Source organism: Candidatus Galacturonatibacter soehngenii (assembly GCF_008830185.1).
In the GTDB taxonomy this organism is placed as follows: Bacteria; Bacillota; Clostridia; order Lachnospirales; family Lachnospiraceae; genus Lachnotalea; species Lachnotalea soehngenii.
Window position 1 is genome coordinate 283,278 of sequence record NZ_WAGX01000003.1, and the last position, 13,551, is coordinate 296,828.

At 44.9% G+C, this 13,551-nt stretch carries 13 protein-coding genes and 1 pseudogene; 8 read left to right on the top strand and 6 right to left on the bottom strand.

The window, feature by feature from the left end; genetic code table 11:
* Window positions 1-275: 275 nt before the first annotated feature.
* Window positions 276-404 carry a helix-turn-helix transcriptional regulator gene (locus tag F7O84_RS02080; protein ID WP_151141341.1) on the top strand — a complete coding sequence of 43 codons (129 nt, stop codon included), beginning with the start codon at window positions 276-278 and terminating at the stop codon, window positions 402-404.
* Window positions 405-538: 134 nt separating this feature from the next.
* Here F7O84_RS02080 and F7O84_RS02085 read toward each other — a convergent pair whose 3' ends face one another.
* From F7O84_RS02085 to F7O84_RS02105, 5 genes are all read right to left on the bottom strand, one after another.
* Complete coding sequence (locus tag F7O84_RS02085; RefSeq protein WP_004850550.1) at window positions 539-3,019, bottom strand: ABC transporter permease; 2,481 nt, start codon at window positions 3,017-3,019, stop codon at window positions 539-541.
* Window positions 3,016-3,690: an ABC transporter ATP-binding protein gene (locus F7O84_RS02090; protein WP_004850548.1), complete on the bottom strand. Its 675-nt coding sequence runs from the start codon at window positions 3,688-3,690 to the stop codon at window positions 3,016-3,018. The genes F7O84_RS02085 and F7O84_RS02090 overlap by 4 nt, the downstream gene beginning before the upstream one ends.
* Before the next feature lie 61 nt (window positions 3,691-3,751).
* On the bottom strand, window positions 3,752-4,843 hold the full coding sequence (locus F7O84_RS02095) for a HAMP domain-containing sensor histidine kinase (RefSeq protein ID WP_151141344.1): 1,092 nt from the start codon (window positions 4,841-4,843) through the stop codon (window positions 3,752-3,754).
* Between the two features lie 5 nt (window positions 4,844-4,848).
* Window positions 4,849-5,520, bottom strand: a complete 672-nt coding sequence (locus tag F7O84_RS02100; protein ID WP_004850543.1) for a response regulator transcription factor — start codon at window positions 5,518-5,520, stop codon at window positions 4,849-4,851.
* Window positions 5,521-5,610: 90 nt separating this feature from the next.
* Window positions 5,611-6,651, bottom strand: coding sequence for a DUF6076 domain-containing protein (locus tag F7O84_RS02105; protein WP_151141347.1), 1,041 nt, complete (start codon window positions 6,649-6,651; stop codon window positions 5,611-5,613).
* Between the two features lie 302 nt (window positions 6,652-6,953).
* Between F7O84_RS02105 and F7O84_RS02110 the strand changes: the two are divergent.
* The 7 genes and pseudogenes from F7O84_RS02110 to F7O84_RS02140 form a co-directional block, all read left to right on the top strand.
* Window positions 6,954-7,097 (top strand): annotated as a pseudogene (locus F7O84_RS02110) (helix-turn-helix domain-containing protein); the annotation flags it as partial.
* On the top strand, window positions 7,054-7,419 hold the full coding sequence (locus F7O84_RS02115) for a hypothetical protein (RefSeq protein WP_279237980.1): 366 nt from the start codon (window positions 7,054-7,056) through the stop codon (window positions 7,417-7,419). The pseudogene F7O84_RS02110 and the gene F7O84_RS02115, both read left to right, overlap by 44 nt.
* Before the next feature lie 47 nt (window positions 7,420-7,466).
* The gene (locus tag F7O84_RS02120) at window positions 7,467-8,207 is read left to right on the top strand and encodes a CHC2 zinc finger domain-containing protein (protein ID WP_151141349.1); all 741 of its coding nucleotides are present in this window, start codon (window positions 7,467-7,469) and stop codon (window positions 8,205-8,207) included.
* Window positions 8,092-9,432, top strand: coding sequence for a virulence-associated E family protein (locus F7O84_RS02125; RefSeq protein WP_151141621.1), 1,341 nt, complete (start codon window positions 8,092-8,094; stop codon window positions 9,430-9,432). Before F7O84_RS02120 ends, F7O84_RS02125 begins: the two co-directional genes overlap by 116 nt.
* A 270-nt stretch (window positions 9,433-9,702) precedes the next feature.
* Complete coding sequence (locus tag F7O84_RS02130) at window positions 9,703-9,888, top strand: hypothetical protein (RefSeq protein ID WP_004614956.1); 186 nt, start codon at window positions 9,703-9,705, stop codon at window positions 9,886-9,888.
* A gap of 107 nt (window positions 9,889-9,995) precedes the next feature.
* A complete protein-coding gene (locus F7O84_RS02135) occupies window positions 9,996-11,618 on the top strand; it encodes a recombinase family protein (protein ID WP_044963278.1) in 1,623 nt (540 codons plus the stop codon).
* A 149-nt stretch (window positions 11,619-11,767) separates the two neighbouring features.
* Window positions 11,768-12,226, top strand: coding sequence for a DUF5680 domain-containing protein (locus F7O84_RS02140; protein WP_151141351.1), 459 nt, complete (start codon window positions 11,768-11,770; stop codon window positions 12,224-12,226).
* Between the two features lie 56 nt (window positions 12,227-12,282).
* On the opposite strand, the gene F7O84_RS02145 is transcribed toward F7O84_RS02140, so the two are convergent.
* Window positions 12,283-13,383 carry a pyridoxal phosphate-dependent aminotransferase gene (locus F7O84_RS02145; RefSeq protein ID WP_151141354.1) on the bottom strand — a complete coding sequence of 367 codons (1,101 nt, stop codon included), beginning with the start codon at window positions 13,381-13,383 and terminating at the stop codon, window positions 12,283-12,285.
* Window positions 13,384-13,551: the final 168 nt, after the last annotated feature.

Genomic DNA, 13,551 nt, shown 5'->3' on the forward strand with positions numbered 1-13,551 from the left:
GAATCACTCCTTTGTAATAAATTTACGCTGTGTTTCCGCAAACTCTATGCTGAATGTATCCTTGCTATATATAAAACGTCATGCGTTATCTAACTAATTAACAAATAAACATAGAGCTGTGGTTAGAGCCTCCAAAGGAAACAGTCAGCTTATAGGGAAGCTGCCGTAGGTGATTTTACTAATCCACAGCGTCTACAACTGATTATATAGAAAATAATCGAGAAAGGAAAATATGTAGTGAATTTCCCTATGAGTTCATTATACAAGGTGAAAGTATGAGTTTTAAGGATAAGCTACAACAGGTAAGAAGAGAAAAGAAATTATCGCAAGAGGATGTTGCTGTGGCACTTAATATTTCAAGACAAGCGGTAGCGAAGTGGGAATCAGGAGTTTCCCATAGTTAAAGATACCACACCAAACATAACAACACCACGCTTATACGGGACTTAGCACACCCCAAAAGAACATACAGAAATCCCCCATAAGCAACAAGGTTTGCTTTATGGGGGATTTCTTGTTTTAATTGTCGTTTTTGATATTATTCAACAGTCTCAATAGAATCCACAATGCTCATTCTTGCAATAGAACGCAGAGGAATTGCCGTTGCAAGCAGGCAGGCCACAATAGAAATAATCGCAGCTTCCACAATCGCCATAACCGGAACAGCGACAAGCTGTAAAGCATCGGTCTGTGCTGCTCCGACAAAGATACAGCAGACATAGCCAAACACTGCTCCAATCACTGACGCAATGATACCGTAATAAGCGCCCTCCCACAGAAATGTTTTATAAAGGCTTGCGGCACTCATTCCAATAGCCCGCTGCATCCCGATTTCACCGACACGAGTATGAATATTGCTGTAAACGGTATTGATGATGTTCAGGATGCCAATGATACCGATAAAGATGATAAGCACCCAGCACAGCATTTTGATCTGTTCAAAGCTTTCTATCATCTCATTGCTGCTTTGGAGATAGGAAAGCCAATGTGTTCCTGGATAATTGCTGCACCAGCTATCCAACCAGCTTTCAAAGGTATCTGTATCGGCGTTATCCTGTAATGTAGGATAGACTTCTGAATAACTGTCGTTTCCGAGCAGTGAACAGTATATTTCGTCATTCACGATGAGTTGAACACCATTCGTAAAGCCATCATTATTGATTGTGATTGCTGTATCGATCAATCCTAATACAGGAAGTGTTCTGTCTCCCAGTTGAATGGTATCACCTACGGTAAGATCAGTCTGCTGAACAGTTGTATCTCCATAAGAAAAGGCAATGGGATTTTTTACAAGGCAGCCTGTTCCATCTTTCAAAGCCTGTTTATCCTGAGCAGACAAGTTAGGAGCATAGATTTGTAATTGTGCTTCATCCACATTTACAAGCTGCAAGGTTTCATGGCTCTGTACGGAAAGATCAGTTTCAAAGGGCAGTATATCACCGGCACCTGGCATAAATACAGAAAGCCGTGTAGTGGAAACACTTTCTACTGCGTCATTTTCCGCTAATGTTTTTACGGCTTCTGATGGGATGCCAACGGTTTCATTTGTAACTGCATAGTCGCTGAAATACATGTCCTGAACGGAACTGCTGGCATCAAGCAGCCCTGTAAAGCTCTGCAAGGCAACAAATACGGTAATACTCATAACCAAAGACAGAATGGTAACTGCTGTTCTTCCACGCCCTCGTTTTAGGTTGAGCCTTGCATAATAGGCTTCAAAATTACGGATGTTGCGGTTCCTTTTTATCCTGCGTTTGATTTTCACAGTCTGCCCCGACATAGCAACAGTAGGAGATACATGGGATGCGTACCGGGCAGCAGGAAAGGCAGCCAGCAGAGCAAACAGAAGTATGACTGCGATACTGGCAAAGAGCATCGGTAGTTTTACCGTACTGGCGGTGTTGATTGCAGAGTTCAATTCGGAAGTGCTGTTTGCCATGAACAGATCGGGATTGAGAAGCCCCGTAGCCGCAATCAATACACCTTTTGCCGACAATATACCGAGCAGCAATCCGATAGGAATACCGGCTCCACAGAGAATCAAAAGCTGCAAAGAAACCAAACGATAGATTTGCCCTCGTTCTCCACCAATCGCACGAAGTGTTCCGTATTCTTTGATGCGTTTTGTGATAGAGATTTTCAGAATGTTGTAGATTACCAGCCCAGCCGCCAGCAAGACCAGAACACCCACCAAAATACACGCCGCAGTCATAAATGAAAATCCCGTACCGGTATCGCTGTCTGCCGCTTCATCATAGGAAATACCAATAGCGTCAAGCAAAACCCAGTTATATTGGATATACCGTTCATCCACGTTCAAATCTTCTGCGAGAGCATAAATGATGCTTTGAAAATTCTGCTTGTCATAAGTCTTAAAATCTGTGGAATAAAGCAGATACTCTTCTGGCAACAGTTCTTCTGCGGTTCCCTCACCGACAATCCCCTCAACCGTACCAGATGCGTAGCCGATATAGCTGCTTTCCAGAATGCCCGTCAATACAAAATCAGCAGAATATTCTAACTCTGACAGCGATCCATCCATAACGGAAACACTCAAATCCAGAGAAACGGTATCGCCAATTACAGCGTCCAATCCAAGATATTGAAGCGCATCCTCCGACAGGGCAATCTCAATCGCTTCCTCTGGTAATCGTCCCTCTTTTACGTTTCCGATTGCCGGGTACATAGATAATGCGTTATCGTGATATTCCCGAAGATATAAAGATAAACTACTGTTGCCTAATGGTGTGCTGCCGATAAAGATCGTATCGCCTACATCATATAGGCGATCATCTTCATGCAGCTTTTGCGCTTGTTCCTTGCCAAGCTGATGAAAGGTTGCATAACGGTTTCCGTTCAGACCCGCCGCCTGCTGAATACGCATGGATTGCAATATACCAATAGACTGACCGATCACTGTCGTCATAATCGTGGACATGATAACTGCAACCAAGATCAGGATTGCCGTGATTTTCTGTGCTTTCAGTTCTTTCCATGCAAGAGCTAAATAAGATTTCATCTTGCTGTCACCTCCGAAAGAACACCGTCCACAATTACAAATTGCCGGTCTGCCATTCTTGCAATGCGGCTGTCGTGAGTGATGATAACAAGCGTTTTCCCCATCTTTTTCCATATGCTTTGCAGCATTTCCATAACCTCGCCGCCGCTCTTGCTGTCCAGATTTCCAGTCGGTTCGTCAGCAAAAATAATATCCGGCTTTGCGATCAGGGCGCGGGCAATCGCTACACGCTGTTGCTGACCGCCGGAAAGTTCATGGGGCAAATGGGTCAGCCGTTCACGAATACCTAACAAATCCGTAAGCTGATTTAGATATACTTCGTCCGGCTGCTTTTTGTCCAGAAGCAGGGGCATGATGATGTTTTCTTTTGCGGTCAGCACAGGGAGAAGATTGAATTGCTGAAAGATAAATCCGATGCGCCGACGGCGAAATGAGGACAGTTCTTTGTCATTAAAACGATAAATGTCTTTTCCATCGTATGTCAGACTGCCGGAAGTCGGCTTGTCCAGTCCAGACAGCAGGTGGAGCAAGGTACTTTTGCCGCTGCCAGATGGTCCCATAATAGAAATAAAATCGCTGGATGCAATTTCAAGGTTGACTTTATCCAACGCAACGACACGGCTCTCGCCGCTGCCGTAGATTTTCGATAGTTCCTTTGCTTCAATGTTCATAAAAAACACTCTCCTTGTTTATAATATAAGGAGAGTGTAAAACAGAAATCTCAAAAAACGCTCAAGGTTTCTGATTTATTTGGAAAGAAGCAGTAGCCGTTGCGCCATAACTTTTGCTGTTTTCCAGTGTAAGTGTTCCTCCATGCTTCAGACATAGTATCTGGCTGCTGTATAGCCCCATACCAAAGTGTGCGGAGTCTTCTTTCATTTTTCCAAACGGTTTCGGGCCGCTTTGTATTAACTCCACAGGATAGCCTGACCCATCGTCTGTAACTGATAGATGCAAGAAGTTTCCTTTCCGTTCCAAATGAATTTCAATTTTACTCTTTGCAAACCGAGCCGCATTTCCAATTAGATTTTCAGCAACGGTTAAAACCAATCCATGATCTAATTGTATTGTCCCCTTATCAGGTGCGGAAACAGACGGTTCTAATGCTCCTGCAAGAATTTTTGCTGTTTCCTCTAATTCAGAATGTAGCAGTGAATAGGAATACTCGTTTATCCGCACCGGCATTTGTTCTAATCGTTGGATGCTACTCATAGCTTCTGCATACTGTTCAATCCGTAATGTATAGCTTTCCAATCTGTCAATGGCTTGTTCATCTGCTGTTCCCTGCCGCAGTAATTTTATAGTTCCCTTTAAGACCGTGATCGGATTGCGCAAGTCATGGGAAAAGGCGGCATTTAGCCTTTTCCGTTCTTCTGCCTGCCGCCACAGTTCCTGATTTGATTTCAGAAGTTCTTCACGCATAGTATCAAAGGCGGTGCAGAGCTGCCCCAATTCATCATCAGAATGGACAGGCATAGAAAAGTCAAGGTCATGGTTCCGAATCCGTGAAATCCCATTCCGTAGCGTGGAGATCGGCTGTTTCAATTTGATATGATAATATAATATGCCGGATAGAGCCAGCCCGCCCATAGGGAGAACAATGCAGGACACAATTTGAATGATTCCAAGTATGGACAATATATTTTGCTGGGTCTCTGTGGGGGTTTCCATTTTAACGATTGAACCGTCTGCTAAAATTTCTATTCCACCGGAGGGAAAGTTGCTGCTGATTGAATTGCATATCATAAAGACTAAGCCTAACATCAGGAGAGCCACCAAAACACAGGAAGCAGATAGGACGAGAAAAGTTTTCTTTAATTCCATATTTTTCAGACGTTCCACCGATAACCACACCCCCAAACTGTATCAATATAACTGTGAAGCGTACAAGCAGCCAGCTTCGCCCGGATTTTCCTGATATGTTCCATGACAGTATCACTGTTACCCTCGCCGTCAAGTCCCCACACTGTTTCATAAATACGCTCCCGGTCAAATACCTGTCCGGCATTCAGCGAAAGCAGCTCCACAATATCAAATTCCCTTTTTGATAAAGCAACAGGTTCACCCGCCACTGTGACGGTTCGGGCTGAATAATCAATCGTCAGTTCACCAAAGAAGCGAATTGTCGCTTTATTCCTGTGTCGCTGCTCCCTCCTCAGATGTGCGGCAACTCTCGCCCCTAATTCGTCCAAATCAAAAGGCTTAATGATATAATCGTCGGCACCTGCCTGAAAGCCGATGATTTTATCGGCAGATTCGACCCTTGCCGTCAAAAAAAGAATGGGGCAAGTAATAAGCTCCCGAATTTTCTGACAAAGGGTCAATCCGTCTATGTCCGGCATATTGATGTCGAGCAGGATTAAATCGGGCTGTCTTGCTAATTTTTGAAGTGCTTCATTTCCGCAATAAGCGGTCAACACCTCATATTGAGAAGAAAAATAACTCGCCATCATATCTACAATTCCCGGTTCATCATCAACAATAAGAAGCCTTTGTTTCATGCTATCATCTCCATTTGCAATTCATAATATTTATCGTAACAGCCAAATCTCAAAAAACGCTCAAACTTTTGCCGTCAGGAAAGTATAAAATCAATAGACTGATAAATTTATTATAATATTACTCTGCTGATACAGCCAGTCCGTAAATTCTTTCGGGCTGGCTGTCTTTTCTTTTACAGCCTTTTTTCTCTTCAATGCTTCTTTCTTGAACGCTTCAAAAGCAGTCAGCATTTCTTCCAGCTGGTCAGCCGGGAATCCCGCTGTCCTCTTCGCTTTGTTGATCTTATTGCGCCAGTTCTGGTATTCATTTTTATAAAGCAGGTCATAGTTATTTTCTCTTGCCCTCTCGTCAAATTCCCGCTTGTTTTGAAGCGCCTGTGCTTTTCGGCACTTGTCGCTGCACAGCTCATACCGCTGGCTCTTTGCCAGAAAATATTTTCCACAGACCTTGCACCGCCGGAAGCAAAGCCCCCAGTCATTCAGCCTGTTCAGATAATAGGTAATCAACGGGTAGAGGGACGCATAGGCAGACACACATTCTTCTGTGCGCCGGTTGTCCGGGAACCAGAGGTCAAGCCGGGTATCTTCTGACGGTGCGCCTTTGAAATAAAGGCTGCCAGCTTGAAAATGTTTCGGTTTTCCTGTCTCCCTGTCAAAGCTCATGGCTTCGTTATGGAATACCCCGGTCAGGCTGCTCATTTTATCCATGAAGCGGTCACAGGCAGCGTTACGGTCACGGGGTTCTCTGGCAAGCAGATAGCTGTTCCAGATACGGAACGCCACATACATTTTCAGAGGGTCATTGCTAAGATATTTTCCCCAGAGAAATTCGCTTGCCGCCTGCTCCAGCTCCGGCTGTTTCCATCGGTTGGAGTGGAGGGCTTGCCGCAGCGGAGAAAGCCCGTATAAGTTCCAGTCTCTGTCCGTGTCACGCTCAAAGTTTATCAAAAAAGTTCCCAGCGGGCGTGTCATATCACAAAGCACCTCTGCGTTTTGGCTCCCGTTCAGCTGGAAGCGGATCTGCTGTTCTTCCCCAATCAAAATCCGCTCTTTCATTTTCTTCCTGTCCAGCGTCAGGACAAACAAAATCCTCTCAAAACATGGCTCATGCCGTATAAACTGATTCTCCATCCCTATCTCCTGCCTTTGATTATGGTAATTATATAATTCAGTTATATCCGTTACACTCATGGTATCGCAGAAGCATTGTTTTGTCAAGGATAGTCCGCTATGATGATTGCAGTTGGTAATTTTGTAACAAACAGTACATTGACAAGTGAATGACCGTCCAAAAGGGATATGACCGGCAGGAGAAGTGACGCATCCGGCGCACCAATGCAGGGAAACACCGCAGGAATGGGGCAGGAAAACGGCTTTTGGGGAGAACGGCAACAGGAAGCATTTTAATCTATTTGATTTATGGGAGGAACAGAATGAACGATAAAAAGAGATTGAACAGCTACGAGGATTTACCGCTGGTTCTGGATGTGGCGGACATTCAGCGGATTATGGGAATTTCAAGAGCGAGCGCCTATGAGCTGGTACACACACCCGGATTTCCGGCGTTCCGCAGGGGCATGGAGCAATAAAGCCAGAACCGGAAACTTAAAGCAGTTTGCCGAAGCCGTCAATTATCTGACGGAAAACAAGCTGCTCACATTAGAGGATTTGCAGGAGCGTCTTTCCTCTGTCAGTGAAGAATTTGAAGCATTAAGCGGCTCCATGAAAAAGAAATCTGCACAGTTAAAAACAGAGTATGCCGAACTGTCTCCGCAGCACAAGCCACTCCGGGAGGAAGTCATACGGCTGCGGCAGGTGCAGAACGCCGTAGATACCGCACTGCGCCGGAGGGAGCAGCCACAGGAAGTACAGAGAAAGAAACATGAGATGGAGCTATGATATAACCGGCAGCTTTACCGCTACCGGTATTTTTATGGAGGGAGTATTTGAATGTATTTGAAGCGGTGAAACAGTCTGTTACCACCCGGCAGGCTGCTTCATTCTATGGAATCCGGGTGGGGAGAAACAGCATGGTCTGCTGTCCATTCCACAATGACCGCACGCCCAGCATGAAAGTGGACGGCCGCTTTTACTGCTTCGGCTGCGGGGCTTCCGGGGATGTGATCGACTTTGTCGCTTTGCTGCATGGATTGGGGAAACGGGAAGCTGCGGTCAGGCTTGCGGAGGACTTCGGTGTTTCCTATGAGAAATCCGGCAATGCGCCGCCAGATAGGAAGCGTCACAACAGGTCACAGCCCCGACAAAAATCAGCGGAGCAGAGATTTCAGGAAACGGAACGGTATTGTTTCCGGGTGCTATGCGATTATCTGCGTCTGCTGGAGCATTGGAAAACAGCATACGCCCCACAGCCGCAGGATGCCATCTGGCATCCTCTTTTTGTGGAAGCGTTGCAGAGGATAAGCTACACAGAATACCTTTTGGATATTTTGTTATACGGAGAAATAGAAGAAAAAGCGGCATTGATCGCCGCACAGGGAAAGGAGGTGCTGCGGCTTGAACAGCGAATTTCAGAACTTGCCGCCGGAAACGCAGGAAGCGGTCAAAAGGACGATGGACACAATGGAACCGGCGCAGACACCGGCAGAAATCCGGGAGACATTAGAGGGGACGCAGAAAGGCGGCGTGAAGAACAGCATCCGAAACTGCCTGACGGTGTTCCAGCGTGACCCTCTGTTTCGTGGGGCGCTGCGCCTGAACCTTTTGACGGAGCAGATTGACATTGTGAAACCGCTGGGCTGGGAGCGCACCAGTGCCACGCTGACCGACATGGACATGAACTACCTGCTTTTGTATCTGGAAGAAAACTACGGGCTTACCAGCGAGAAAAAGGTGCAGAACGCCATCAAGATTGTTGCCAATGAAAACCGCTACCATCCGGTCAGGGATTACCTGAACAGCCTGCAATGGGACGGCACAGAGCGCATCCGTTACGCCCTGCATCACTTTCTGGGAGCCGATACGGACGAATACACCTATGAAGCCTTGAAACTGTTCCTGATGGGAGCCATCCGGCGGGTATTCAGACCGGGGAGCAAGTTTGAGGTCATGCTCTGTCTGGTTGGTGGTCAGGGAGCCGGGAAATCTACCTTTTTCCGGCTACTGGCAGGCAGGGACGAATGGTTTTCAGACGATTTGAAGAAGCTGGACGATGAAAATGTGTACCGCAAGCTGCAAGGACATTGGATTATCGAGATGTCGGAGATGATCGCCACAGCCAACGCCAAGAGTATTGAGGAAATCAAGTCATTCTTAAGCCGCCAGAAAGAAACCTACAAAGTGCCGTATGAGACACATCCGGCAGACCGGCTGCGGCAATGTGTATTTGGAGGGACGACCAACCGGCAGGACTTTTTGCCCCGTGACCGCACTGGCAACCGGCGCTTTCTCCCCGTGACGGTGTACCCGGAACGGGCGGAGGTTCACATACTGGACGATGAAGCGGCGGCGAGGGCGTATATCGAACAGATGTGGGCGGAAGCCATGACGGTTTACCGCAGTGGGAAGTATAAGCTGTCATTCAGCATAGAAATGAACCGATACCTAAACGCCCACCAGCAGGACTTTATGCAGGAAGACACACAGGCTGGCATGATCTACGCCTATTTGGAGGACTACACCGGCGACAGGGTATGTTCCAAGCAGCTTTATGAGGAAGCGCTGGGGAACTTAAATTCCCCGGCAGACTGGGAGACACGGGCAATCTGCGAGATTATGAATACCGGCATTGCGGGCGGCATCATACAGGGCTGGGCAGCCTACAAAAGCCCGAAGCGGTATAAGAAATACGGTTCTCAAAAAGGCTGGGAGCGTGTCAACCAAGCTCCGCCGGAGGGGGACGGTTTTCGAGAAATCACGGAAGAAGAAGCCCGGCAAATGGAACTGCCATTCTGAAAAGCCACCGGTTGACAGTTTGGTTGACGCTTCGGGTGACAGCCGGTTGACGGGGAAAAGCCTGATATTTGGGGCATTTCTCTCCTTTGTCAACCATGTCAACCAAGAAATAAAAGAAAAAGTAAAAAGTAATCATAGAGCGCCTATGGATTGTTTTCAAAGTCTTTTCTGCCGGTTGACACGGTTTGGTTGACATGGAGATAGCCTGCGGCTGTACACCTGCCTGACATTCCCTTGTCGGGCATATTTCATTTATGGAGGTAACTGCCTATGGCAAAAAACAAAAACGAGAGCAATAACAAAAACAGCGGCACCCTGCTTACCGAAAAAGACGGCACCCAGTATTTTGTCATGGGGAAAGTCCGTATCAAGGTATCGGAGCATTTCGCACAGGATGGGAAGCCGCTTGACAGTCTGCTGGAAGATGTGATCCAGCACGCTGCCGCCGCTTCCTGAAAAAATACGGAATAACGACTGTCAATCAGCCCACGCTTATGATATACTTGTACCAGCGAGTATTGTATAAGCGTGGGTTGTTTCTTTTAGACGGAGGATTTTTAACCGTGAAACAACCATACAATACAACGATTTATAACACTGCACTATATTTGAGATTGAGCCGTGACGATGAATTACAGGGGGAAAGCGGCAGTATCCAGACCCAGCGCATGATGCTTAGGCAGTATGCCGCAGAGCATGGGCTGACCGTTGTAGACGAGTACATTGACGACGGATGGAGTGGGACAAATTTCGAGCGTCCAAGTTTCCAAAGGATGATTGATGACATCGAGGACGGGAAAATCAACTGCGTTGTCACAAAGGACTTATCCCGTCTGGGAAGAAACTATATCCTGACCGGTCAGTACACGGAAATCTATTTCCCCAGCAAGGGAGTACGCTACATTGCCATAAATGACAATGTGGACACAATCAACGGAGAAAGTGAGCTCGCACCGTTCTTAAACATCCTGAATGAAATGCACGCCCGACAGACCAGCAAAAAGGTCAAGGCTGCCATGCACACAAGATTTGCCAATGGCGCACACTATGGAGCCTATGCACCGCTGGGCTATGTAAAAGACCCGGACAAAAAAGGTCATCTTCTAATCGACCCGGAAACACGCTGGATTGTAGAGAAGATTTTTGACCTTGCCGTACACGGGAGGGGTGCCGCCAGCATTACACGGATTCTGGTGGAAGAAAAAGTACCTACCCCCGGCTGGCTGAACTATGAAAGATATGGGACTTTCGCCAATATCTACGCCGGTGCGCCCGCAGAAAAAGCCTATGCGTGGACGATAGCACAGGTCAAGAGCATTTTGAAAGAGGAAACCTACATCGGTCACAGTGTTCACAACAAGCAGAGCAACATTTCATTCAAGAACAAGAAAAAGGTGCGGAAGCCGCAGGAAGAATGGTATCGTGTGGAAAATACCCACGAAGCCATCATTTCCGAAGAAGTGTTCCAAAAAGTTCAAGAGCTGATTGCAAGCAGACGCAGGAAACGCAGAAACGGTACGACACAGATTTTCGCAGGATTGATAAAATGTGCAGACTGCGGATGGTCTTTAGCCTATGGGGAAAACAAGCAGAATAAGAACCCATACGGGTACTACCATTGCAGCAAGAACGGACAGGGATTACGCCAGTGTTCCATGCACTATATCCGCTATGATGTACTGTATGCCTATGTGCTTGCAAGACTGCAATACTGGTCTATGATGGTACAGAAAGACGAGGACAAGCTGCTGAAACGGCTGCTCAATGCCAGCGACAGGGAAAGAAACTCTGCGAAGAAAAAGCAGGCTGCGGAGCTGAAAAAGGCAGAGAAGCGTAAAGCCGAGGTTGACGGGCTGTTTGCTAAAATGTATGAGGACTGGTCTGCCGGACGCATAACCGAGTATAACTTCAATATGCTGTCCGAGAAGTACCAGAACGAGCAAAAGGAGCTTGAAACAAAAATAAGACAGCTTCACGAAACGATGGAAGCCGCCGTACAGACCGCAGCGGATGCTGAAAAGTGGATTGCCCTAATGAAACAGTATGTCAACCCTGTGGAGCTGACCGCAGAACTTCTGAACACTCTAATTGAAAAAATAACCGTCCACGAAGCTGTCAAGGGCGAGGACGGAAGCCGTGAGCAGGAAGTAGAAATCTACTACCGCTTCATCGGCAAAATCGACTGACCTTTCTTTTTTTCAAGCAATATCTTTAATTAAGGGAAACGGGACTTACTTATCCTGACATTGATAACATAATCTTATTAAGTGAATTATTTTGTGTTACCATTGATAGTTTATTGAAAGAGGATTCTGCTTGTTCGAAGGTTTCAATTGTGTCACAAAGTACAGATAAAGAGGAATTGATTGAATTTTTGCTTGAGGCTGGAAGACGCACCTATGCAGGAAAAGGAGCAGAGGTAGAAGTATCTTTAAGACCTGGTTCGCATGATTTGATGTATGAAAAAGGTAAATTAAAGTATATGGACTCTTATGTTGGTGGCGAACGTTTTGTAGGAGAAGAAGTTTTATTTCAAGACGAAGTTCCAGTATGGTCAATGAATTATGCGGGAAGAACGTTAGAAGATTCCTTTTCAGGTGACTTTCTAAAAGAAGCATTGTTACTTCGCTCATGTAAGAAACCATATCGTGGACCTGATATTTATACCAATGGAAGCTATACGTACCATTGTAATGTTACTGGTGATTTTACATGGTTTCAAGGAAGCGAAGAAATTTTTTATGGAAATTTAAAAGTATATGAGTGTATTTTTCATGGTGGTATCGTAAGATAACAAACACGCTTTAAAATCAATGGCTAACGCCATATATTTTAAAGCGTGTTTTCTTTTTATTTTTTGATAGTATCTAAAATACATTCTAAAAGCTCATCATTCTTTGCTGGATGCATAAAACAAAATCGAAAGAACTTATTGCTTAAAAATGGAAAAGTAGAACAATCCCTAATCATTAAACGCTTTCGAATGGCAGCATCAAAAATATCTTGCGATGTGAGATCTTCTTTTAATATCTTAATCAAAATAAAGTTTGCGCTAGGTTTGTAAGTATGAATGTTTTCTTGCTTGCTTAATATATTATAAATTCGTTTTCGTTCTGAAGAGATTAACTGTTTGGTTTCTTTCATATAATTAGTATCCGTAAACATAATGGCTCCTGCAACCTCCGCAAGACTATTAATGGTCCAAGGATTTTTTCTTTTATTAATTTCCTTGATTAAGTCTAGATTCCCCGTTATTGCATAACCAAGTCTTAATCCAGGGGCAGCAAAAAATTTAGAAATTCCTCTCAATATAATAAGATTGTTATAATAATAAGAGAGCGGAACACTATTGATTTCTTCCATATTATCAGCAAACTCAACATAAGTCTCATCTATCATAACAAAAATATCATGCTGCTTACAACGATCTAAAATCAAACGCATCTGATTTACCGTAATAGCAGAAGAGGTTGGGTTATTGGGATTACAAAGAACAAGCAAATCGATTCCTTCGTGCAAGTGAGAAAGAAAATCTTCTATATTAATTTGAAAGTCCATTTTTTCATCCAAAGGATAATAAAGAGAAGTGCCGCCGCCAAGTGATATTTCTCTTTCGTATTCTGAATAAGTAGGACCAATAACAAGTGCTTTTTTAGGATGCTTGATTTGTATAAAGAGGGAAATTAGTTCTGTTGAACCATTTCCTACAATTACTTGTGAGTAATCACACCCAGCATATGAGGCAATACATTTTCGAAGAGACGTGTATTCTCTATCAGGGTAAGTGGTAATGGCATCAATTTTATCCGAAAGAGTCTTTCGTAAAAGAGGAGAGACACCCAAAGGATTTACATTAGCACTAAAACTTGTTATTTCTTCTTTTTTAATTCCATAGATTGCTTCGATTTTTTCTAAATCGCTACCATGAAAATGATCGGTATGTCGTATCATAAAGCTCCTTTCTGGTTGCAGTCAGTTGTAGGTGTGCTGTAACCAAAGCTTGCAATATAAGCAAAACTTGTCAAATAGATAAAGTAAGTCGTAAAATAAGTCGGATATTGCACGAACTACGATTATAGTGTTATAATTATTATATCTATTTTATAACAAAAAGCAACA